The organism is Methanimicrococcus hacksteinii, assembly GCF_032714515.1.
Classification (GTDB): domain Archaea; phylum Halobacteriota; class Methanosarcinia; order Methanosarcinales; family Methanosarcinaceae; genus Methanimicrococcus; species Methanimicrococcus hacksteinii.
The window spans coordinates 80,406-102,745 of the sequence record NZ_JAWDKC010000017.1 but is presented as its reverse complement, the minus strand read 5'-3'; the positions used below and the strand labels follow the sequence as shown (position 1 = coordinate 102,745).

At 41.5% G+C, this 22,340-nt stretch carries 20 protein-coding genes; 15 read left to right on the top strand and 5 right to left on the bottom strand.

The window, feature by feature from the left end:
• Nucleotides 1-6: 6 nt before the first annotated feature.
• The gene (locus MmiAt1_RS05440; RefSeq protein WP_318785883.1) at nucleotides 7-135 is read right to left on the bottom strand and encodes a hypothetical protein; all 129 of its coding nucleotides are present in this window, start codon (nucleotides 133-135) and stop codon (nucleotides 7-9) included.
• A 100-nt stretch (nucleotides 136-235) separates the two neighbouring features.
• Between MmiAt1_RS05440 and MmiAt1_RS05435 the strand changes: the two genes are divergently transcribed.
• Nucleotides 236-697 carry a gamma carbonic anhydrase family protein gene (locus tag MmiAt1_RS05435; protein WP_318785882.1) on the top strand — a complete coding sequence of 154 codons (462 nt, stop codon included), beginning with the start codon at nucleotides 236-238 and terminating at the stop codon, nucleotides 695-697.
• 235 nt (nucleotides 698-932) lie between these two features.
• Nucleotides 933-2,618, top strand: coding sequence for a bactofilin family protein (locus MmiAt1_RS05430; protein WP_318785881.1), 1,686 nt, complete (start codon nucleotides 933-935; stop codon nucleotides 2,616-2,618).
• 361 nt (nucleotides 2,619-2,979) lie between these two features.
• Here the strand turns inward: MmiAt1_RS05430 and dnaG are convergent, their stop codons facing one another.
• The 3 genes from dnaG to MmiAt1_RS05415 form a co-directional block, all read right to left on the bottom strand.
• The gene (gene dnaG, locus MmiAt1_RS05425; RefSeq protein WP_318785880.1) at nucleotides 2,980-4,752 is read right to left on the bottom strand and encodes a DNA primase DnaG; all 1,773 of its coding nucleotides are present in this window, start codon (nucleotides 4,750-4,752) and stop codon (nucleotides 2,980-2,982) included.
• A gap of 994 nt (nucleotides 4,753-5,746) precedes the next feature.
• A complete protein-coding gene (locus tag MmiAt1_RS05420; protein WP_318785879.1) occupies nucleotides 5,747-6,016 on the bottom strand; it encodes a hypothetical protein in 270 nt (89 codons plus the stop codon).
• Between the two features lie 126 nt (nucleotides 6,017-6,142).
• On the bottom strand, nucleotides 6,143-6,766 hold the full coding sequence (locus MmiAt1_RS05415; protein WP_318785878.1) for an RNA 2'-phosphotransferase: 624 nt from the start codon (nucleotides 6,764-6,766) through the stop codon (nucleotides 6,143-6,145).
• A 420-nt stretch (nucleotides 6,767-7,186) separates the two neighbouring features.
• Here MmiAt1_RS05415 and MmiAt1_RS05410 point away from each other — a divergent pair, with 420 nt between their 5' ends.
• From MmiAt1_RS05410 to MmiAt1_RS05375, 8 genes are all read left to right on the top strand, one after another.
• Entirely contained in the window at nucleotides 7,187-8,641 is a 1,455-nt protein-coding gene (locus MmiAt1_RS05410) for an OB-fold nucleic acid binding domain-containing protein (RefSeq protein WP_318785877.1), read from the top strand.
• A gap of 524 nt (nucleotides 8,642-9,165) precedes the next feature.
• A complete protein-coding gene (locus MmiAt1_RS05405; RefSeq protein ID WP_318785876.1) occupies nucleotides 9,166-9,318 on the top strand; it encodes a hypothetical protein in 153 nt (50 codons plus the stop codon).
• Nucleotides 9,319-9,660: 342 nt separating this feature from the next.
• Nucleotides 9,661-10,500: a CBS domain-containing protein gene (locus tag MmiAt1_RS05400; protein WP_318785875.1), complete on the top strand. Its 840-nt coding sequence runs from the start codon at nucleotides 9,661-9,663 to the stop codon at nucleotides 10,498-10,500.
• Nucleotides 10,501-10,956: 456 nt separating this feature from the next.
• Nucleotides 10,957-11,742: a CBS domain-containing protein gene (locus tag MmiAt1_RS05395; RefSeq protein ID WP_318785874.1), complete on the top strand. Its 786-nt coding sequence runs from the start codon at nucleotides 10,957-10,959 to the stop codon at nucleotides 11,740-11,742.
• Between the two features lie 277 nt (nucleotides 11,743-12,019).
• Nucleotides 12,020-12,361 carry an STAS-like domain-containing protein gene (locus MmiAt1_RS05390; protein ID WP_318785873.1) on the top strand — a complete coding sequence of 114 codons (342 nt, stop codon included), beginning with the start codon at nucleotides 12,020-12,022 and terminating at the stop codon, nucleotides 12,359-12,361.
• A gap of 2 nt (nucleotides 12,362-12,363) precedes the next feature.
• On the top strand, nucleotides 12,364-12,906 hold the full coding sequence (locus MmiAt1_RS05385; RefSeq protein ID WP_318785872.1) for a type II toxin-antitoxin system VapC family toxin: 543 nt from the start codon (nucleotides 12,364-12,366) through the stop codon (nucleotides 12,904-12,906).
• A 54-nt stretch (nucleotides 12,907-12,960) separates the two neighbouring features.
• On the top strand, nucleotides 12,961-13,542 hold the full coding sequence (locus tag MmiAt1_RS05380) for a GNAT family N-acetyltransferase (protein ID WP_318785871.1): 582 nt from the start codon (nucleotides 12,961-12,963) through the stop codon (nucleotides 13,540-13,542).
• A gap of 217 nt (nucleotides 13,543-13,759) precedes the next feature.
• Nucleotides 13,760-14,815 carry an EF-Tu/IF-2/RF-3 family GTPase gene (locus MmiAt1_RS05375; protein ID WP_318785870.1) on the top strand — a complete coding sequence of 352 codons (1,056 nt, stop codon included), beginning with the start codon at nucleotides 13,760-13,762 and terminating at the stop codon, nucleotides 14,813-14,815.
• A 117-nt stretch (nucleotides 14,816-14,932) separates the two neighbouring features.
• Here MmiAt1_RS05375 and MmiAt1_RS05370 read toward each other — a convergent pair whose 3' ends face one another.
• A complete protein-coding gene (locus MmiAt1_RS05370) occupies nucleotides 14,933-15,229 on the bottom strand; it encodes a YgaP-like transmembrane domain (protein ID WP_318785869.1) in 297 nt (98 codons plus the stop codon).
• 1,107 nt (nucleotides 15,230-16,336) lie between these two features.
• On the opposite strand from MmiAt1_RS05370, the gene MmiAt1_RS05365 reads away from it, so the two are divergent.
• From MmiAt1_RS05365 to pylD, 5 genes are all read left to right on the top strand, one after another.
• Nucleotides 16,337-17,158, top strand: coding sequence for a hypothetical protein (locus MmiAt1_RS05365; protein WP_318785868.1), 822 nt, complete (start codon nucleotides 16,337-16,339; stop codon nucleotides 17,156-17,158).
• 358 nt (nucleotides 17,159-17,516) lie between these two features.
• Entirely contained in the window at nucleotides 17,517-18,893 is a 1,377-nt protein-coding gene (gene pylS / locus MmiAt1_RS05360; RefSeq protein ID WP_318785867.1) for a pyrrolysine--tRNA(Pyl) ligase, read from the top strand.
• A 59-nt stretch (nucleotides 18,894-18,952) separates the two neighbouring features.
• Entirely contained in the window at nucleotides 18,953-20,074 is a 1,122-nt protein-coding gene (gene pylB / locus MmiAt1_RS05355; protein WP_318785866.1) for a methylornithine synthase PylB, read from the top strand.
• Between the two features lie 142 nt (nucleotides 20,075-20,216).
• Nucleotides 20,217-21,401 (top strand): 3-methylornithine--L-lysine ligase PylC, encoded by a 1,185-nt coding sequence (gene pylC / locus MmiAt1_RS05350; protein WP_318785865.1) that lies wholly within the window; start codon nucleotides 20,217-20,219, stop codon nucleotides 21,399-21,401.
• 26 nt (nucleotides 21,402-21,427) lie between these two features.
• A complete protein-coding gene (gene pylD / locus MmiAt1_RS05345; RefSeq protein ID WP_318785864.1) occupies nucleotides 21,428-22,225 on the top strand; it encodes a 3-methylornithyl-N6-L-lysine dehydrogenase PylD in 798 nt (265 codons plus the stop codon).
• Nucleotides 22,226-22,340: the final 115 nt, after the last annotated feature.

Here is a 22,340-nt window from a genome sequence, read left to right as displayed (position 1 = left end):
CGCTCGTTATTTTTTTGATTTTTCTTTTTTTCGTTCTTGTTCTTCTGTTTTTGTTTTTCTGTTTTTGTTTTTCTGTTTTTGTTTTTCTGTTCTTGTTTTTCTATTCTTGGTGACATTTGATTCACGTTCTGTCATTTTTCATTCTTTTTTCCGAAAAAACAAAATAGGAAGTTCAAAATTTTAATCTTCAAAGGAAAAATAAAAAACAAATTCAATTTGAAATGAGGCTTAAATCATGTTAAGAAAAGCAAAAAACGCAACAATTGTCGGTGACACCGAGTTTGCCGAAAACACAAGCGTCTGGTACGGCGCTGTCATCCGTGCCGATGCGGGTCCGATTAAAATCGGTGAAAACAGCAACATTCAGGACAATTGTGTCCTTCACAGCAACATCAGCCAGCCGACCGTTATCGGCAAAAACGTGACAATCGGCCACAGCGCTGTCGTTCACGGTCCCGTCATCGAAGACAATGTCATGATCGGTATGAATTCCACCGTTTTGGACGGCGCCGTCATCGGCGAAGGAAGCATCATCGGCGCAAACGCGCTCGTTCCTGCCGGAAAAATCATTCCCCCGAGAAGCATGGTTCTCGGCGTTCCCGGAAAAATTGTCCGTGAAGTGACCGAAGAAGAAGTGCAGGCAACGATTAAAAATGCGCTTTGGTATGTTGAAATGTCCAAAGCTTTGGAAGAATAATTCTTAACTTTTTACTTTTTTTAATTTCTTTGTTTTTTTCAATTTTTTGATTCTTTTCAATTCTTTTTGATTTTTTACTTTTTTTGATTTTTTTCAATTTTTTGCTTTTTTAATCATTGTGCTTAATTTTCGGGAATTTTTGATTATTTCCGTTCTTTTTTTGTTTTATTTCCCGACGGTTGTTTAACGGCGGGTATTTAATATGGTTTAAATAATTGTAGGTGGTTTTAACCTTATGATTTCTTCCAAGAACATTCGTTTTCATGCGCCATCAAACACTTATATCATTCCAAAAAATTCCGTTATCGATGAAAATGTTGCCGTCAGCGGCAACTTGATTGCAGGTCCCGGAACGCACTTTTGGAAAAATATTAAAGTGGACGGCAACGTCCAGCTCGGCAAAGGATGCATCTTGGAAGGCGATTTAAAAGCCGGTCAGGTTATTGTCGGCTCGGGATCCCGCGTCAAAGGAAATATCAACGCCGAATCCGACGTTTCTCTTTTTCAAAACGCTGTCGTCCGTTCCCTTGAAAGCGGCGGCAACATCACGATTATGCCCGGCTGCGTCGTCGGTTACGCAAACGGCAGCACGCTTCAAGTGATCGGAAAAGCCGAAATCAAGAAAATCGGCGTCATCACAAAAGTGACCGTCAGAGCCAATACGGTCGCCGAGATGGAAGAAGAAAAAACGGAAGATGAAGAAGGAATTAAAGACGGAATCGAAGAAGAAATCAAAGAAGAAGCGGAAAAAGGAATCGAAGAAAATTCTGAATTATTCGAAATTTCTGAAATTTCCGAAAAATCATCGCTTGAAAAAACGTTTGAAAACAATTTAATTGATGAAATTGAAACAACATCGGAAGAACAAATACAAACCGAAAACAAAATCGGTTCGGACACAAATTCAGATTCATTATGCACCCCTGAGTTTCCTGTGGAAACTTCCGCCAAATCTGATTCGATTGATGCCGAAAAAATCGAAAATTTTTCCGAAGGATTTGACGCCGAAATTATTGACGAAACCGACGAATCTTCTCCCAAAACATTTAGTTTATCCGAATTTTCATCTCCCGTTGCCGACCGTCCGGTCAGCGTTCCGACAGATGAGTCTGCCGAAGTTGAAATTGTTGCCGAAGATGAATCCGGTTCAAATGATTCAAACGAATCAAATGGTGAATTTTTGCAGACCGTTGAAACACCGTTCGGAACGGTTGTCGTCGGCGAAAAATCATCAAGAAGCAAAACTCCCGCTTCTTCAGCTTTTTCAAATCATTCTTCTTCAAATCATTCCTCTCCGGAAAATTCGGATTTGAATCAATCCGATCAGTTCGCTTCCGTTACCGCGGTTTCAAAAGAAGAGCAGCAAGCGGATTTTGAAGCCGAAATGAAAACCAAATCCAAACCGAAATACAATTGGCCGGCATTTGAACCGAGAAAAATGCCGAAAACGGAACAAAAGGAATCGGCAAACCCGTCAAAAGCAGCGGCATGGCCGACAGACGCTTCCTTAAACCAAATGAAAGTTTCAGCCGTCGCGTTCCAATTTGAAGAAGTCAGAATTCAAAGCAGCTCGCAGAGCAGCCGCAAAAAAACCGATTTATCGGCGCCGGAAAAAACAAACAAAGACACGGATGTTTTCAGAAAAGCCAATCAGCAAATTGTTTTTGAAGAATATGGCCAAAACACATCCGTCAAACCGCAGATGCAGACAAACCCGGCCAAAACCGAAATCAAAGCCGAAAAGATTATTTTCAGTGTTTCCGCTTCCGAAAACAAATTTGAAAACAAACCGGATACAGTCGAATCCAAACCGGAAAAGAAATTCAGAAGCCAAGAAGAAATCGAAAAATCTAAAATTTGGTACGAAGAACGCCACCCGCAGACAAAATCACAGAAAAAAGAGTATCCGCCTTACGTTTAAATTTGTTTATTTTTTCATTTGGATCCGTTTTCAGACGGTTCCATTTTTATTTGATTTCGTTTTCAGATGGTTCCGTTTTCAGATGGTTCCATTTTTATTTGATTTCGTTTGCATTTGGTTCCGTTTGTCAGGCGGTTCCATTTTATTTGATTTTTTCATTTTTGTTTATGCAGCCGCTTGCTGTTTGCACGGCCGCCCGCGCGAACGGCACAGTTTTTCAAAATCGTTGAAAATACGACTCGCCATTTTTGAATGATATCCATTATTCATGATTCAGTTTGGCAAAAATCAGATGAAAATATAATTTCAAAAAAAGAATTATTGCTGCCCCGAAAACCGAAGCAGCGTTTTAAATTTCAATTTACTGAGCTGCAAAAACTTTCATCGACGCAGGCATTTTAACGACGTTTCCTGTTTTTAAACCAATCAGGTTTTCAATGCCCTGTTCGGCGGCAATGTCCACAATTCTTTGTGAAATCACGCCGTCAAAAACAACGGATTTTGCGCCGTCAATTCCGGTTTTTAAAGCGCCGGCCAGATCCCTGACAGGCATTTCGGAAATGATTGCATTGTTTTCATCCAAAACCTTAGATGAAAATGTTCCCGTCAAAGCTTCCATTTCTTTGTCAAACGGCGCGGGAATTGCAGGCTTCTTTTCCTTTTCAGGCTCTTCTTCTCTTCCGCCTCTTCTGAAGTCGTCACGGTCACGGCTGCTGCGGTCTCTGCCGCTGCGGTCCCGATTATTATAATCGCCGGTGCGTTCCCTTCCGGTGCTGCGCTCTCTGCTGCCGCGGTCCTGACTGTCGTCGCCTCTGCTGCTGTCGCGCTCTCTGCTGCTGTCACGCTCTCTGCTTCTTGAAACTCTCGGCGCTTCTTCGGTTTCGGCTGCTGCAGCCGGCCTTCTTTCGCGTCTCGGTCTTTCTTCTTCCAAAGAGTCTTCAGAGACAGATTCCTGATCCAAATCGACATACTTAACGGCAATCATGTCGTCAATTTCATCGGTTTTGGGTTTCACGGATCTGGCGCGCAGCTGTCTGACAGGACGCTCCTCTTCTTCCGGTTCGGCTTTTTCAGAGATTCTTCTGCGCTCAACTCTTTCCGGCTTGTCCGTCAGCCGTTCGGTGCGGCTTCTTCTGACAGGCGCGGCGGTTATTGCGGAAACTTCATCGTCGTCTTCAGCTCTGCCGGCGGGTTTTCGAACAGATGAAACTCTTTTCGGCACGTTTTCAATCGTTTTGACGGGTGCCTTGACGGTTCGGGCCGTCTTGACAGGCTCGACCGTTTTTCTGGATCTTTTTGCCGGCAGAACGATGCCGTACTTTTCAATATACTGGTCCTTCGTCATCTTGCGGCGAAGCGCCAAAACAATTTCTTTTTGAACCATATCTTCGACCGCTTTGCCGTCCGGCGGGCGGGCGATATAATCGACATTGGACACCTGCATTAATTCACGGATAATCAGTTCGCCGCCGCGGTCACCGTCGGTGAAAACCGTTACTTTTTTGCCTTTCAGCAAATCAATGACTTCCGGCGGAATATTTGTGCCGCCGACACTGATTGTGTTTTTAATGCCGTATTTCAAAAGCGTTAAAACATCGGCGCGGCCCTCGACAACAATAATGTCGTTGGAATTGTATTCCGGTCCGGCCGGCAGTTTGTTTTTGCCGTACGTCGTGATGCCTTCGACACGAACAGATTCGCGGATAACGTCGGTGATTTCCTGCGCTTCCAGCAAATCGTCTTCAAACATTGTTTTGTAAATGTCTTTGGCACGCTCGACAATGTTGACACGCTTGGATGCGCGCACGTCTTCGATTTTAATTACTTCGATTTTTGCGACGCACGGGCCGACACGGTCAATGGTTTCAAGAGAAGCCGCCAAAACAGATGTTTTGACTTTGTCCAAACTGGACGGAATGAAAATATTGCCGCGCGTTTTGCCGTTTTTTGTTGTCACCATAACTTCAATTCTGCCGATACGACCTGTTTTTTGAAGTTCGCGTAAATCTAAATCGGTTCCGAGAAGTCCTTCGGTTTGACCGAAAATGGCGCCGACAATATCCGGACGTTCAATAACGCCGTCGGCGGTGATTTTTGTTCTGATAATATATTTTGTTGTATCTTCATTTTGCATGATTTTGTCTCCTGTCGGATCCAAAAACTCAAAAAACGGTAAATAGAACAGCTGCTCAAGGAAGATTCAAAATCAAAAATATTCATTTCCAAGCATTTTGGCCGATACGGGAAAAACATCAGTTAAGCGGCAGCCGATAAAACAAAATTAAGATTCACAATTATTCTCAAAGCGGCGCATTTTAATTTGCGCCGGCGCATACTGCTGCTTAACTGTTGCCAAACTTGGATTATTAACGCTTTTAACACTTCAATTGAAGCTGAAAAGCGTTTTATTTAAGCTGCAAATCGTTTAGAAACGGCATTTACAGCGGAATAAGACTGATGAATTACTGCTCAATCATGAATTAACAGAGTTTGCAGATATTGAAATTATTCTTATAAGTTTGAAGTTTGGTTTTTTGGATGACGGAATAATATGAATTTTTCAAATTTTTGTTTTGCGTGTAAAATCAAATATTTTGATTGCAATTGTTTTGATTACAAATCATTCTGATTGCAAATCATTTTGAATGATTACACTTAATCGCATTTTGATTGCATTTCGACTGTATGTTTTTGCCGGCTTTGCCGTGCTTGCCATTTATTGAAATGAATATAATTGTGATGTTTCGGCGCTTCATTCGTCGTTTCGATTATTTTCAGCGCGGGTTGATTCAGGTTAAAGCGCGCACATCCTTACGGTGCGGTCACCTGTTACTTATATGATATGATTTTGAATCGATTTGATTGCAGAAACTGTTTCGTATCTGTCATTTTGAGTTCATCGATATTGATAATTTTTTAATTTTCCGGAAAATGCTTTTTGCATCCGGTTGAAATTGATTATGAAGGTGATTGCGGTTTCGTAAAAATCGAAAACCGGTTTTGATTATAATATTGCCGAATTCGGCGATAATGTTTGAAAAACAAACAAAAGAATAAACAATATTTTGATTTAATAAGGTTTGTGGTAATTTTGCCGAAAATGAACATTCAAAAAATAATATAATTTATCAGTCGTCCCGCGGGTCGCCGTCATAATAATCATGATATGTTCCCCGATATTTGCCGCATACGGTACAATAATACCTCGTAAAATCATTTGTCAGTTCAATATATCCGTCATAATTACAGACATGATCGGGAATATCCTGAGTACCGGAAGTTTCGGCTTCTTTATTTTTTTTGTTTTTTTGATACGGCTCTAAAATAAATTCGAAAAAAATAATTGCTGCAATAATAATGCCAAAAATTACCGCCAAAAAAATCGTCCACATTTCCATTCTTTTGCCCCGAATAAAAGAATGAAGTCTGTTTTATAAATAATTAACAGATAAATTAACAAATAATTCAGATAAATTAACAAAATAATTAACAGACAAAAAAAATCAGTGTAAATTGCTGAAAATTTATTCGTAAATTTCCAGAATATACTCCGCCGGAATTTCATCCGCCAGCAAAATATCTTCATTGGCCACCATGAGATTCAGACCATCGTCAATGACGGCTGCCGCGTCAATTTTGAAAATAGACGGGTTTTCCGAATGGATCATGGCAACTTCAATCGCTTTTTCAAGTGTTGTGCTCAAATGAACATATCTTTGTTTCACGGGCAGAATGCCTTCGTCCAAAATGATGTCGACTTCTTCGGGGCCGACGCCGAAATAAGCAAATTCGCCTTCATAAAGCGGGTAATCCAAGTTGACGTCAATGGAATGGCCGTAAACGGCGCGGATTTTGCCGCCGGAGATTTCGTATCTTCCTTTTTCATCTGATTCGACAAGCGCATAAATATGATATTTTTTGGGCCATTTGTATTTGCGGGCGGCAGCGGCAGTCAATGCGTTGATGCTGACCCAGCCGTCTTCATACATCGAAAGCCCGAGCTTGGCCGGAAAATGCCTTAAAGCGCCGGCGATAAAGCGTCCTAAACGGTCTTCACGCTCCTCGTCTAAAATGAACTGTCCTTCCTGGTCACATTCCGGACAAATTTCACCCCGGAAACATCCATGCTCTTCGCACCTTCGAATCATAATACACAATAAACAGCATTTTTAATATAAATAATTGCACACGCAGACACAAACAGACAATAACAAAATCAAACAGGCAATTTTTAAACAGACCATTTTTTAAACAGACATTTTTTAAACAGACATTTTTTAAACAGACTTTTTAAACAGACGGGAACAAACAGCAAGGTAAAAATAGGAGAGTGAAATATTCAGATATAACAATTTATTTCTCAAACCTCAGCAACTCATCACATCTCAATTGTTTTTTAAATCAATCCATTTGTCCGTGTACCCAAACTCAATCATTTTTCAGGACTTCGGTTTATCAGACTCGGTTTATCAGACTGTTGAATATGTCAAACGTTTTGCCGTCAGGTCAGAAATAGCAGTTACATCGTCAAATAAGTCGAAAATAACTAAAAGAGTCAGGTAAAAAGAATGGCAGAATTACAAGAAATCTACGAAAAAGTCCGAAATTTGATCAGCTACGATGATTTTATCGCAAAAGTCGAAGAAAGGAAAGAAGCTTTAGGCGGTCTTTGCGATGATGAAATGTGCGCCCGCCTTGTTTTAAGCGACCTCGGCGTTTCCGCAACGGAAAGAGAAGTCGTCACAATCGAATCCATCGATGAAAACAGCGGCAACATCACTTTTGTCGCCAAAGTTTTGACCATTTACGACCCGCGTGAATTCAACCGCGCGGACGGCACAGTCGGACGCGTCGCAACAGTCATTGCAGGCGACCCGACAGGCAAAGCCCGTATTTCTGTTTGGGATTCCAAAGTGGATGCCGTTGAAAACGGGGAAATTAAGCCCGGCTGCTGTGTGACCGTTTCAGGCTACACGAAAAAAGGATTGAACGGTCCCGAAGTTCACGTCGGCAACAACGGTGTTTTTGCCATTTCCGATCAGGAAGTCGAATACGAAATTCCGGTCCGCAAAATTGATGAAATCAAAGACGGCATGAATGACATCACCGTTCTCGGCAAAGTTTTGGATCTCGGTCAGGTGAAGACATTTACCCGCAAGGACGGCGGCGAAGGCCGTGTTTCCAACATGACGATCGGCGACTCCACCGGCACAATCCGTGTCAGCATGTGGGACGACAAAGCCGAACTCGTCAACGAATTGGAAATCAACGAATCCATCCGCATTCAAAATGCTTATTCCAAAGTCAACAATTTCAGCCAGAAAGTGGAAATTTCACTCGGCAATTCAAGCGTCGTCGACATTTTGGATGCTGAAGTCGAGTACGAACAGAAATTCTTAAAAGTTTCTGAAATCACAGACGGCATGAACGGCGTCAACTTATCAGGCGTTATTTTAGATATTTCCGACATCCGCACCTTTAACAGAAAAGACGGCAGCGAAGGAACAATCGGAACATTCACAATCGGTGACGACACCGGCAAAGTCCGTGTCAGCCTTTGGGATGACAAAACCGTCTATTTAGACGAATTTGATTTCGGCGAATCCGTTGACGTTCTCAACGCTTATTCCAGAATGAACGACTTCAGCCAGTCTGTTGAGCTCAACGTCGGCTCCCGCGGAAACGTCGTCGCTTCCGAAAAAGAAGTTCAGTACATGGAAAAATTCGACAGCATCAATGACATCCTTCCCGGCAAGTCTTATTCCGTGCAGGGACGCGTGATTGAAATCGGCGAGTTCCGCGAATTCGAAAGAGACGACGGCACACAAAGCACGGTTTCCAACATCGAATTGGAAGACGACACCGGCCACATCCGCGTCTCCCTCTGGGGCGAACACGCCGAACTTGTCAACAGCATCCAAATCGGTATGACACTCCGCATCAGCGATGCTTTTTCCAAATTCGGCATGAACGAGGATATTGAGCTGAGCGCCGGAAACAGAACAAGAGTTGCGGTTTTGTAAAACAAATCAAACCGCTCTTTTACTTTTTTATTTTTATTTTCATTATTCCATTTTTATTTTTGTTTCTTTTTTTGTTTTTCATTTTTGTTTTTTCACTTTTGCTTTTTGCTTTTTGCTTTTGCTTTTTACTTTTGTTTTTTTCATTTTTGCATTTCATTTTTTGTTTTTTTCATTTTTTGTTTTTACATTCTGTTTCTTTTCATTTTTTACAGCACAATTTCATTTCTCTATAATTTCCGTTTTTTATTTTCCTTTTCGAATTTCTTTGTTTTTTATTTTTATTTGCCGTTTTCTATATATTTTATATTTTTAAAAATATGATACAAGAGACACGTCCTCAATTTATTCTCCATCGGAAATCAAGGGGTTCATATACTCACATTATACTCAAATTATCGGATTCATTTTTTTGCTTCTGATTTGTTCGGTCCGGTTAAAATTTCGCCGGAATTATATCCGAAAAACTATTTAACCAAGTAAAGCCCTCTTTAACATATCCGGAAATTAAATCTTGGGGGAAACAAATGACACAAAAACCCAATACCAGAGCATTTTTGTTCGATGACATTTCTGATTCCAGCAAACCCGCGTTAAAACGCAAAGCAGTTCATGAGTTACGACTGCCTTTTGTTTTGAAACCTTTTGTTTTAAAACGGATTTGCGGAAGTGGTTATTGAAATGTCTGAGAAATCAGATCCGGAACAAATCATTTCTGTCGTATTCAAATAAGGCGAGCTTTCGCTCTCGTTTTTTGAATAAACCAATTGCGGCTTTAACTTTTGAAGTTCATGTGAAATATATAAAAATTCATTGATTGAAATTTACATTGATTGAAATTTACAATGACTAAAATTTGCATTGGTTAAAATTTTGCTGACTAAAACATTGATTAAAACTGCACATTTGACAGATGAACAGACAAACAAACAAAAACAAAAAAACAAACAAGAAAGATTTGAAAACTTGAAAATGTTTTTTTCCGGATGATTTAATGCCGAGTCGCATTAGGAGGAAAATCCATGAAAGTGAAGAATATCATGAGTTCGCCGGTTTATATTGTTGAGCCTGATGAAACAGTTGCGCATGCGCGAAATCTTATGATGAAACACAAAGTCGGTTCCATTTTAGTCGTAGACGACCCGATGATTTTGGGTATTTTTACGAAATCCGATTTGAATATGAAGCTTTTTGAAGAAGAAGCGGCTTGGAAACGAAGGCCGATTGATCAAATCCCGATAAAATCCGTCATGACCGCCGATGTCGTGACACTCTCGCCAAATGCTCCGACGGCGGAAGCCGCCAAGCTGATGGTCGAAAAAAACATTGATCACATTCCGATCTTTGAAAAGGAAGTTCTCGGAATCGTTTCAAAAACAGATTTAATCCGGTTTGCCGCCGAAAACGCAAATGAAGGACGCGTCGGCGACGCCATGACCGGAAAAGCAGTGGTTGTCAACACAAGCCACACACTCAATCATATTATTGATGAAATGGAGAAGAACGCCGTTCAAAAAGTCATTGTTATGGACAACAATGAAAAAGCGGTCGGAATTGTTTCCGTCAAAGATCTGTCCGCCAATGAACTGGTCGGATCAGACGGCAAAAGAAGTATTCGAAGTTCAAAGAAATCCTCTTCAAAAGCAATGAGATACGCACTGGACATTCCTTTCATTGCAGAAGACGTGATGACAACCATTGTTGCAGCCGATGCAAGTGAATCCATTGCAAGCGCCGCTAAAAAAATCATTGACAATAATGTGGTCTCTCTTCCGGTCACCAAGAACGGAAAAGTTTCCGGCATGATTTCGAAAGATGATATTTTGAGATGGCTTGCTGAGAACTATGAAACTCAAGAGTAAAGAAAAAGAAATATTCCGGATTTCAAAAAACAAGCTCAAATTTCAAAGAAACAATGATGTTTTAAGAAATGAATGCGGCCGGCAAAAACCCGAACAAAGGTTTGATGCCTGCCCGCAGCGGGCCGAAATTTAAAAATCCGACAGCGTTTACCGCACAGCGGAAAACAAAATCATAGAACACATTCACTCACATCACTGACTTAAACCGCTTAAGCCGGCAACTGAAATCAGCAACTGAAGTCAGCAACTGAAGTCAGCAACTGAAGTCAGCAACTGAAGTCAGCAACTGAAGTCAGCAACTTACGCTGAAGTCAGCCGCTTAAGCCATTCACATTTATGGGTTGGACGTCATCGGATTTTCAGCTTTGCTGCTTTCCGATTTCGCTCAATTCATATTCTTTAGAAAAACGTTATACATTAACCTAAAACCAATCAATCACAAAAGGTGAAAATATTATGCAGGTTAAAGATATCATGGTCGCTCCGCCGACAATTGATAAATCGGCAAAGATTTCAAATGCGCTCGGTATAATGGAAAAGAAAGATACCCGACGCCTTCTTGTCACACACAGCGGTGAGGTGACAGGTGTTTTGACAATGCGCAGTCTTGCCAAGGAGCTTGGAACGAAAAAAAGAACAAAGCCTGCTTCCTCTCTCCCCGTGGTCACGGCCGTTACGGAAAATTATACATTCGTTAAGCCGGCCACAAAATTCGACATCGCCGCAAAAATCTTGAAGGAAAAAGGCGGCGTGCTTTTGGTCTCGGAAGATGAAAAAGAAGTTCTCGGATGGATCACGCCGAACGAATTGATCGGCGCTTACGACTTCACCGGCCAGGCCAAAGATGTCATGTTCGACAGAACAATCATTACCATCAATTCCAGCGAACGGTTGGTTCACGCCCGTTACCTGATGCTTGAAAACAACATCGGAAGAATTCCGGTCATGGAAGACGGAAAGCTTGTCGGCATCATTTCCGAACGCGACGTCGCAAAAGCGCTTCAGGAATTTAAAGACAGTGTTCCCGACAACCACCAGGAGGCTCAGATTAAAAACTTGCTTGTCGCCGATGTGATGTCCAGAAACCCGATTACGGCAAAGCCGACAACACCGGCAGAGCAAATCGTCAGCTGCATCGTTCATAAAAACATCGGCATCGTTCCGATCATGGACGACAATGAAAAAATGGTCGGCATCATCACGCGCCGCAGTTTGCTTTTGGCGATTCCGACGTTGGAATAATTAATGTAAACGAATTAAATGAAATAAATACAAATGGACAGAAACGGATTTTTCCGTTTCGTCTTTATTATTTTTGTTTTGCTTTTGTTTTGCTTTTGTTTTTGCTTTTTTGTTTCTGTTTTAAGCGTTTTTCATTTCGGTTTATTTCGATTTATAAACTTAACGAAAATTAAAAAATGGAAACAAATTTATTCAAAACAGTTTTTTGAACTATTAGAATTTCATTCAAAAGATGAATTTTAATTAACTGTAAAAAGAGAAAAGGAGGGAAGTTGTGATGAATGTTCTTAATGTTCGCGAAATCATTGATACCGAATTTGCTGTTTCTTTTGAAGACGGGCAAAAAGTTTATTCTTTAATTAAAAATGAAATCAATCACAACGGAAAAGTGATTTTGTCATTTGAAGGTGTTTCTATTGTCATTCCGTTATTTTTAAATTCTGTTCTCCGTTCAATTCCGATTGATTTTGAGAATTCTCAAATTTCGGATTTAGTCATTTTTGAGGAAATGTCAGAAAATGATCGAAAAATTGCTGATATTGTTATTGGTGAAATTTATAAATATCATCGGAATCCTGAGGCTTACACCGCAGCTTATAAAGAAATGCTGGAGAGTTGATTTTGACAGTTTACAAGTTGGCAGACATTTCAAATATTGCATCTGAAAAAATATTCATTGATGCCAATATTTTGATTTCTTTAGATTCTCCCCATCCGTATTTTTCGGACAGTTTTCCGGCATGTCTGGCCGCTCGGAATATCTTTTTAGAAAATAAAACGAATTTGTTTGTTGACATTGTTGTTCTTTCGGAATTTTATAACAGATGTCTCAAGGCATCGTACAATTTTTACTGTTCGACAAACGGCTTAAACCCTAAAAAATTCACTTTTAAAAAATACAGAAAAACAGAAGACTATAAAATCAATTTAGAACAAACTTGTTCAAAAATTCAAAACATACTGCAATATGCAAATGCCATAAATCCGAACTATCCCGAATCCGTTTTTATTTCAAATATTATTCCGGCCAATTTTAAAAATCTTGATTTTAATGATTTGCATATTCTTTTCGTTTGTCTGCATAATAATTTTTGTTTATGGACAAACGACATCGATTTTAAAAATCAGCCGATTGACATTTTTACCGAAAACGTCAATTATTGATTTTATTTTCATTTTTTCCTTAAGATTTATCTAATTTCCACTCCTTTTTCTGCCATGGAAAATTTACCGCCCGCAGCGATTCGAAAAGCAAATACCAATGACATCGATGACATCATGAAAATCGAACACCTTTCTTTTCATCCCGAAGTCATCGAATCTAAAAAAGTATTTGAAGACAGGATTGCGGCGTTTTCCGACGGCTTTTTAATCGCCGAAGTTGAAAACGAAAACGGGAGCAAAGAAATTGCCGGATATATTTCTTCCGAGCTCTGGACTTATTCAAAAGAGATTCCGTATTCGAATTTCAGTCTCAATCATTCGGTTTACGAAACGCACAGCGACTCGGGCGAAGAACTTTATATTTCATCAATCGCGGTTAATCCGGCAGTTCGCGGCGGAAAAATCGGCAAGCGCCTTTTTACGGAACTTTTGAAAAGCGTTTCCGAAAAATACGCGCTGAAAAGCGCGATTTTGCTTGTGAACAGCGATTGGCAGAACGCTTACAAAATGTATCAGAAGGAAGGTTTTGTGACGGCCGGCAAAATTCCGGATTTCTTTCCGGTCTTGGAAAATTCTGACAGCGGCGAAGATTCGTCAGGCGTGGGAATCATTATGAGAAAAACACTGTCGGATTAAAAAACAAATTTTTAAAAAACCGCAGGTTCGTTTTCTTTATTTTTTAAATTTGTGCGGCTCGCGCGGGCGCAGGCGGCGGATGCTGCCGGCAGCGGCAAACATTAAACAAAACTCATATATTTGAAACAGGCTTTAAGAATCATATTTCAATTTTCAAATATTCAAAATTCAAATATTCAATTTTTAAAATTTTAAATTATTTTTCAGGATTGATTTTATGACAAATATCGCAATTATCGGGGACGAGCAGTCGGGAAGAACATCGCTCGGCTCCAAGCTCGGCAAAAAAGGAACGGACTCTGACATTACCTTATTCAATGACGACCGCCACGAACAAAAATACGTTTACATTGACGCAAAATCTTATCCGAAATCGATGAAATCGATTGTTGCGGCGCTGAATTTGTCCGACATGGCCATTCTTTGCGTGACGCCCAACGGTCTCACGCCGATTGTCGGCGAATGTGTGGTGGCGCTGGATTTGCTCGGGTTTAAGCGCGGGATTATCGCAATTACGAAGTCGGACACCAGCTACGCCATGGAAATTGATGCTTTCAAAGAAACGCTTAAAAAAGTCACGGCAGGGACGGTTCTTGAGAATTGGGAAGTTGTTTCGCTCAACACCAACAAAGACGCGCCGAACGCTTTTGAAGGCATCGACGAGCTGAAAGAACAAATTCACAAACTCGGCGCCGGCATTGAAGCCGAACAAAGAACGAAAGACAGCTTGCCGCCGCGCGTCGTTATCGACCACTTTTTCAATGTGACCGGAATCGGCATCGTCATTCTCGGCAAAGTTTTGCAGGGAACGATTCACACGCACGATAAAATCGGTTTGTACCCGGTTGACAAAAAAGTCGATATCCGCTCGATTCAAACGCATGACGTTGATGTCAAAGAAACAGGCACCGGGTCCCGCGTCGGCCTCGGCCTCAAAGGCCTTTTGGAACGCGAACTGGAGCGCGGATTTTTGCTTTCAAACAGCGAACTCATCGCGTCCGACTTTGAAATCGAATGCACGCTTTCAAAATTCGCGAAAGGCGGTGTCAAATTAGACGATGTTCTGCATTTGTTTGTCGGCCTCCAATCCGATCCCGTCCGCGTCAAGAAAATTACGGTCGGCGGCGCCGAAAAAGACAAACTGAACGCCGGCGAAACCGGTGTTTTGAAACTTGAAGGCGGCAAAAAAATCGCTTACAGCAAAGAAGATTTGTTCCTGTTTGCAAGTTTGGAAGATAATCAGAGATTTACGGCAACCGGCAAGGTTGTCTGATTTCGGATAATTCAAAAAAGTGCGACTCGTTCAAAAAATGCTGAAAAATATAGAAAACAATATTGGAAAGTTAAACCAAATAAAAAATAGTAAAAATAATTTCAGTTCAAACTGAAATTATTTTCTCTTTCCTTTCTTCTTTTTTCGTGTGTCTTCGCCGATTAAAGCGTAAACCGGTGAAAATTTCAGATAAGCGGTTGAAAGGCCGGCAAGTGCGGCCAAGCCGAGTAAATATCGGGCGATAAATCCTCTTTTAATGAAAATCAAACCGATGAGTGCGACAATGCCGACAACGAACCGGATCATTCTGTCCTGTTTGCCGATGTTGGGTTCGATTTCTAAAAAGCCTGTGTTTCCTGTCAAGTTTTTTAATCCGTGAATTCCGAGAGCGCGTTCAAGAATCATCCAAATCATTTTTTAACCTCGTTATTTAATAATTTATGAAAATTGATTAAAATAATAAGCATGATATTTTTATAAAAATAATATCTTTAAGATTGGCTTTTTAGTATAAATATACTTTCTTAAATGTTCTCTTGATTTATTTAATCTTTACAGGTAATAAAAATCTAAAAATATTTTTTATTTTATTCAATTTGCCTTCATTTTTTTTCATTTTTTTGTTTTTTTCATTTATTTTTCTAAAATTTAGACTTAAATTTAAGCAAATTTTAGCAAATTTGAATTAAATATGGATTAAATTTGAGTTAAATTTGGATTAAATTTGAATAAAAATCGGCAAATTTATTGTTGTACTATCCTGTTTAACACGAAAATTGTAATGATATTGTAATATTCTAACATCTCTGAAAATTGTTCACGGCACATCATTTCTTCAGACATTTGCCTCCGTTTCGATTCCGGTTTTGTTCTCAAAAAGAGTAACATTTTTATATATGCGCTTTCTTTGTAAAATTTGCTTTTGGATTTTTATTTTAAAGGCTATCAGTTTTTCAAGTAAAGTCTAAAACCACACATTCTATAACCACAAACCATATTAAAAACACACACACACACCGGGTTCCCTTCCAAAGGGAACTCACTTATTCTTATCTTTTCTTCATTCTTTTTTTAATGATTTTATTCATATTCTATTCTTTTCCACCTCTTCTGAATCTGTTTTTGATGCCGCAATTTTAATTGTCCATATGTCAATTTATTTTGTTTAAACGTCTTTTTTCAGAAAAATTTTAAATTTTTTCAAACTTTTTAATAATTTTTCAGGCTTTCATATTCATATTTTCAGACCTTCAAATTTTCAGACTTACATTTTTCAGGCTTACGTTTTTCAGACTTACGTTTTTCAAACTTACATATTTTCAAACCTTCGAATTTTCATACTTTCACTTCCAACTTCCGATTTTCATTTTCCGATTATTTTTAAATCTCTTTCATTTTCGTTTTGACTTTTTTCATTTCTGAACTTTCTTATACTATCAGTTACTATAATGACATCTCTGCAGCAAAGCCGGTTTCTATTGGCGCCGCCGCAGCAAAAACAGATTTCTATGGCTGATTCTTATGACATCCTGTAATATTGCGCACAACTTTCAAGCCGAGCCGCTGACGCTTTCGGCCGAAATTACGAGAGCAGCGGACGCAGGGTTTTCATGGATCGCCGATCATTTATCAAGTACGAACGGCAGTTTTTCAGACATTGCCGTCAAAGATCTGACAAATTTAATCCTGTCTCATCTTTATTGGAATTATCCGCAGATTTCATTTTTGTATCTTCAGACATTGCTTTTGAAGCAAGAAGAAAACGGCTCTTTCGGCGACCTTCGCGAAACCGCGCGCGCCGTTTCTTGTTTGTCGGCGGCTTATTCTTATCTGGAATCTCATTCAAACGGCATGGACAACAGCGATCTTTTCATCGCCCGCGGCAAAGCGGTCACATATCTTTTGGCATACCGCGAAAACTGGGGCGACAACCTTTATGACACTGTTTACATTCTGCCCGCCTTGGCCGATGCCGGCATTTTTGAAGAAGACCTCAGCTTAGCCCTTTGCGAAAACGACGATTCCGATCGGCAGCATCCCGGCACAACGGCATTGATTTTGACGGCGCTTCAGAAACAGAAAAATTTAGGCAAATTCAGCGAAGAAGCCGATTTCATGATTTTTGAATTCATTTCCGAAAAATTGAAATGGCTGACATCTGTCCGCGAAAACGGCTTTTGGAAATACACCGCCACGAGCAGCCTGGTCTTGCAGGCTTTCGTTCTCTGCAACCAAAAACACGTCGCAGCCGAATCTCTCCCGTGGCTTACGGCATCTCAAAAAGAGAACGGATCATGGGAAAACGATCTCAATACAACATCCCTTTCCCTTCTGACGCTTTAGCAGCTGACAGCATGAACTTATAATGCAAATGCCGAACGGCGTTATAAAAAGCGTATAAAATGACAACAGCGGCAGCATATATGCCGTCGTTTTCAAAGGCTCGGCGGGAAAGGTATTAATTAAAAAAGCCCGTAATTGCGGGAACACTTCAACTGCAGAATCAATCAAAACCAAAAACGGATTCAAAGAAGAAACAAAATAAATTTACAATAAAATCAATATTTATCGGCATTTCGGAAAGGAAATCTGGTCAGGTAGACCGAATGGACTCTAGATCCGTTTAGCCGGGTTAGATTCCCGGGATTTCCGCATTTTACTAATATCTAATATATACACGGAGAAAAAGGAGGAACAAAATATGGCGGACAGACCAATGCTTGAGCGGCTTGTCAAACTCAACGACGTTTGGCTTTCACGAAAAGACGTTTTGCACGGTGTCAAGTCATATGATGTATCCACCAAAAAAATCCGTATTCACACCGACTGCGGCGAAGTAATCACCGTCAACAATTCCAGACGCAGCGCATCTGCCCGCGCACTTCGCAACTCAAAATACAGAAAAGTCTGCAAACACTGCAAACTCTCCGGCGAACGCATCAACCGATTCGTTGCCAAAGATTTCTATGACCCCGGCGTCACATATGTCGAAGCCCCGGTCAAAAAATCCGCGCCGAAAAAAGTGATGAAGAAAGGAGCAGGACCGCAGCCGACAGCGGCGGCACAGACCGCCCCGGCAGAAACACAGCCGGCCGCAGCAGAGTCGGCAGTGCCGTCATCAGCAGCGCAGTCGACGGCAGCAGCACAGTCGACAGCAGCAGCGCAATCGACGACAGCAGCACAGTCGACAGCAGCAGCAACACAGCCGCTCGCCGCCGAACAGCAGCCGCCCGCACAAAAATCCGAGGAGCCCGTTACCGTGTCCGCAAAAGAAAAATTCTCACCGTCTCAAAGAAAAAGACTGGAAGCTTTGCTGATTTCCGATGAAATCGATTTGGATGACCCGAACCTTCCGCCGTATGAAGAGCTGGAAGCGGATTTGGTCGCCAAAAGAAAGGCGGAGCTCGCCGACATTTATGAAAACAGCCGCGAGCACATGCTGGCCGAACTTGAGCGTGACATTTCGGCATTTTTAATTTCCAAAGGATTTATTGAAATCAAGTCTTCCATTCTCATTCCCGAAGAGTATATTGTCAGAATGGGAATTGACAAAGATGTTGAACTTTCCAAACAGGTTTTCAGAACCGACGACGGCAAATGCCTGCGTCCGATGCTGGCGCCCGTTCTTTACAATTATCTGCGCCGTTTCGACAAAGTTTTGCCCGACCCGATTAAGATTTTTGAAATCGGTCCCTGCTACCGCAAAGAATCCGACGGCAGCAGCCATTTGGAAGAATTTACGATGGTGAATTTCTGCCAGATGGGCGACGGATCAACACGCGAAAACTTGGTTCAGCTTATTGACGAATTCTTAACGCATCTCGGCATCAGCTATGAAATCGAGGGTGATGAATGCATGGTTTACGGCGCGACCGTGGATGTCATGCACGGCGATTTGGAATTGTCGTCCGCCGTTGTCGGTCCGGTTCCGATGGACATGGACTGGGGCATTGACAAGCCGTGGATCGGCGCAGGATTCGGACTCGAACGCCTGCTCAAAGTCCGGCACAATTTCAAAAACATCAAGAGGGGAAGCCGTTCCGAATATTATTACAACGGCATTCATACGAATCTGTAATTCTTGCAAAATTATGAAAATTAAATAATCACAACAACAGCGGCAATGGGGAATTTAAAATGGGGGATTTTTTTTCGGAAATGAGCGATGCTGAATACAATCAATTCATAGACGACGTCATTTCTAAAAAACCGTTAACGGACGACGCGATTCGCGCAATGCTTTCCGTAACGGATAAAGACAGCCTGAAAAAAATGTATGAGGCCGCTGTCCGCGTCAAAGAACACTTTTTCGGAAACAGTGTCTATCTTTACAGTTTCGTTTATTTTTCCACTTACTGCAAAAATCAATGCACTTTTTGCTACTACAACGCCAAAAATAAAATCGACCGCTACAGAATTACGCCCGGAGAACTGCGCGAAATGTGCGGCGAACTCAAAGATTCCGGCGTTCACATGATTGATTTAACGATGGGCGAAGACCCTCATTTCCACAGCACGCCCGAAAATCTTTTGGAATTCGTCAAAATCACAAAAGAAGTGACGGGTTTGCCTGTCATGGTGTCTCCCGGCGTTGTCGACAACGATTTTGTCCGGGCGCTTCGAGAAGCGGGCGCCGACTTTTTTGCGCTTTATCAGGAAACTTATCAGAAAGAACTTTACGCCAAACTTCGCGTCGGCCAGTCGTTTGAAGAACGCGCAGCCGCCCGGAAGAACGCAAAAGCTGCCGGCATCTGCATTGAAGACGGCATCCTGACAGGCTTTTCCAAAATGAAACTCTCAAACGGCGAGACAATCAATCCGTCCGTTTCCGATGACATCGAATCGGCGATTGTTTCCGTTCGCGGTATGCAGGAGGCCGATCCCGATCAAGTGCGTGTCATGACATTTGAACCGCAGCCCGGAACACCGCTTGCGGGAACGACGCAGGCATCGGATTTGATGGAGCTCAAAGTCATTTCGATTCTCAGATTCGTCTTCCCGGACCGTTTTATTCCCGCATCGCTGGATGTTGCCGGCATTCCCGGAATGGTTGACCGCCTCAACGCAGGCGCAAATGTGGTCACATCCATCATTTCCGCCGATTCAAAACTCGAAGGCGTTGTTAATTTTGACCGCGACGTTTCGCTGAACGAAAGAAAAAGAGACGCGAAAAGTGTGATTGAAAAGCTTCATGAAATGGGGCTTGAGCGCGGCAGCCAGGAAAGTTTTGAGGCTTATTTGAATCGGAATAAATCATAATTTTCAAAATTAATTCAAAAATTAATTCAAAAATTCGGCAGAGTTTTTCTGCAAACTCATAAAATCGGAGCGGCTCGCGCCCGGCGGCAGACAGCAAAACTTCAAAAATTAAATTTACAAATCACAAATTCAAGGAATCAAAATGTCGGCTTCAGCTCAAAATAAATCTCCGATTGTCTCTGATTTTCCGGAATCAAAATACGCCGGAAAACGCATTTGCCTCATCGGCGGCAAACTTCAGGGCGTTGAAGCGGCCTATTTGGCAAAAAAAGCCGGTCTGATTGTCACTCTGATTGATAAAAATCCGAACGCGCTGGCGCAAAGCCTGGCGGATGTTTTTGATTGTTTTGACATTACAAAAGACAAATCCCGATTCATTTCAATTTCCGAAGAATCCGATTTCATGATTCCCGTCAATGAAAATGAAGAAACGATTCAATTTTTAAAATCCGCTGCCGATGAAATCAAATGCCCGCTTCTTTTCGATTTCGGCGCGTATGAAATCAGCAGCGACAAATCCGAATCCAAAGATTATTTCAAAAGCATCGGTGTTCCGACACCGGCAGATATTCCGGATGAGCCGCCTTATTTTGTCAAGCCGCCGTCGGAAAGCGGCAGCATCGGCGCCCGCATCATTCAGACGGATGACGAATTGAAATCGGTTCCCGAAAATTATCTGATTGAAGAATATTTGGAAGGCCCGGTCATATCGCTTGAAGTCATCGGAAACGGCAGCGATTACACGGTCGTCAAAGAAACGCACATTCATATCGATGACGTCTGGGACTGTTTTATGGTCACACCGCTTCCGAATGATGAAACGTATCGGAAAATCGCGTTTGATTTGGCAAAAGGACTCAATTTGAATGGCATCATGGATGTCGAAGCGATTTCAAGCCAAAAAGGATGGAAAGTGCTGGAAATTGACGCGCGTTTTCCGAGTCAGACGCCGATTTGTGTTTATTTTTCATGCGGCGTAAATCTGCTTCTTTTATTGATTGAAGCATTTTCCGTCATCGGTTCTGAATTCAAGGAAAAAGGTGTTTCAAATTCAACGAATCCGAAATATGAAAACGCTTACTGTATTTTCGAACATTTCCAAAAAGAGAACGGCAAACTCATTTCAGGCGGCGAACATTTGATTTCTGCCGGCAGCGATTTCCATTCATTTGAAGCAGATCCGGCAGAAGGCGGCATTGAAATTTTTGAATGCACGGGCGAAAACGGTTATTCGGCTTACACCGTCATCACTTATGCAAAAACGGAATCGGAAACAAAGAAAAAGAGAGAGAAAGCAATTTCTTTCATTCTTGAAAGTGAAAATTAATAACAAGAGACACGGCAGGAACGATTATGGCACTTTTAACACCCGAAGACTTGGCAAATATGACAAACGCGCTCGTTGAAAACGATCGTTTGATCACGGAATTGACGGATTACTCTTTAGACGGTCTTTGCCGCGAAATTTACGACACCGCGCCGCACAATGAAAAAATTGCAATTATTCCGATTACCGCCGGAAACGGAATCATCGGCAGTTTTTCAGAATCTTTGCTTTTCACCGTCAAACATTTCGGAATGGACGGCTTCATCACGGAAAACACGGACGTTGCCGGTTATTATGAAGCCGTTATGAAAGGTGCCGACATTATTTTAATGGCCGACGATCTCGCATACATCGCGCACAATCTGAAAAATGGTAAAATCGCTCACAACCAAATCTGCACCGGCCGCATTTACGCCGAAATTCTCTGTCACGCCAAAGATTACGCGGACGACAAAGACGTTCTCGTCATCGGTCTCGGGAAAGTCGGAACGCCCGCCGTTGAAACCTTTTTGAAAGAAAAACAGAATGTTTACGTTTTTGACGTCGATTCCAAGCGCGTTGACGAAGTTGTTTCAAATTATCCCGTTTTCAAATACGACCCGAATGATTCAAAAACGCCGAAATCATTTTTCAAAATCTTTGAAGCCACCCCGTGCGCCGATACGATTTGTGAAGACGTTTTAAAACAAAATTCGCTCGTTTCAACCCCCGGCATCCCGTGCGGCATTTCCGGTGAATTGATTGAAAAATACGGCATCCGCATTGTTTTAGAACCGCTCGGAATCGGAACGTTGAGTATGCTGTATGCTGTTTTTGATGAATGAAATCAATCAAATGCAAGTTTGAAACAAAAATAAAAACAAAAATCAGAAATAAACATCAGAAACAAAATATTTTACATTAAATGCATAAAAAATAAAAAACAAATGAAAAGAAACG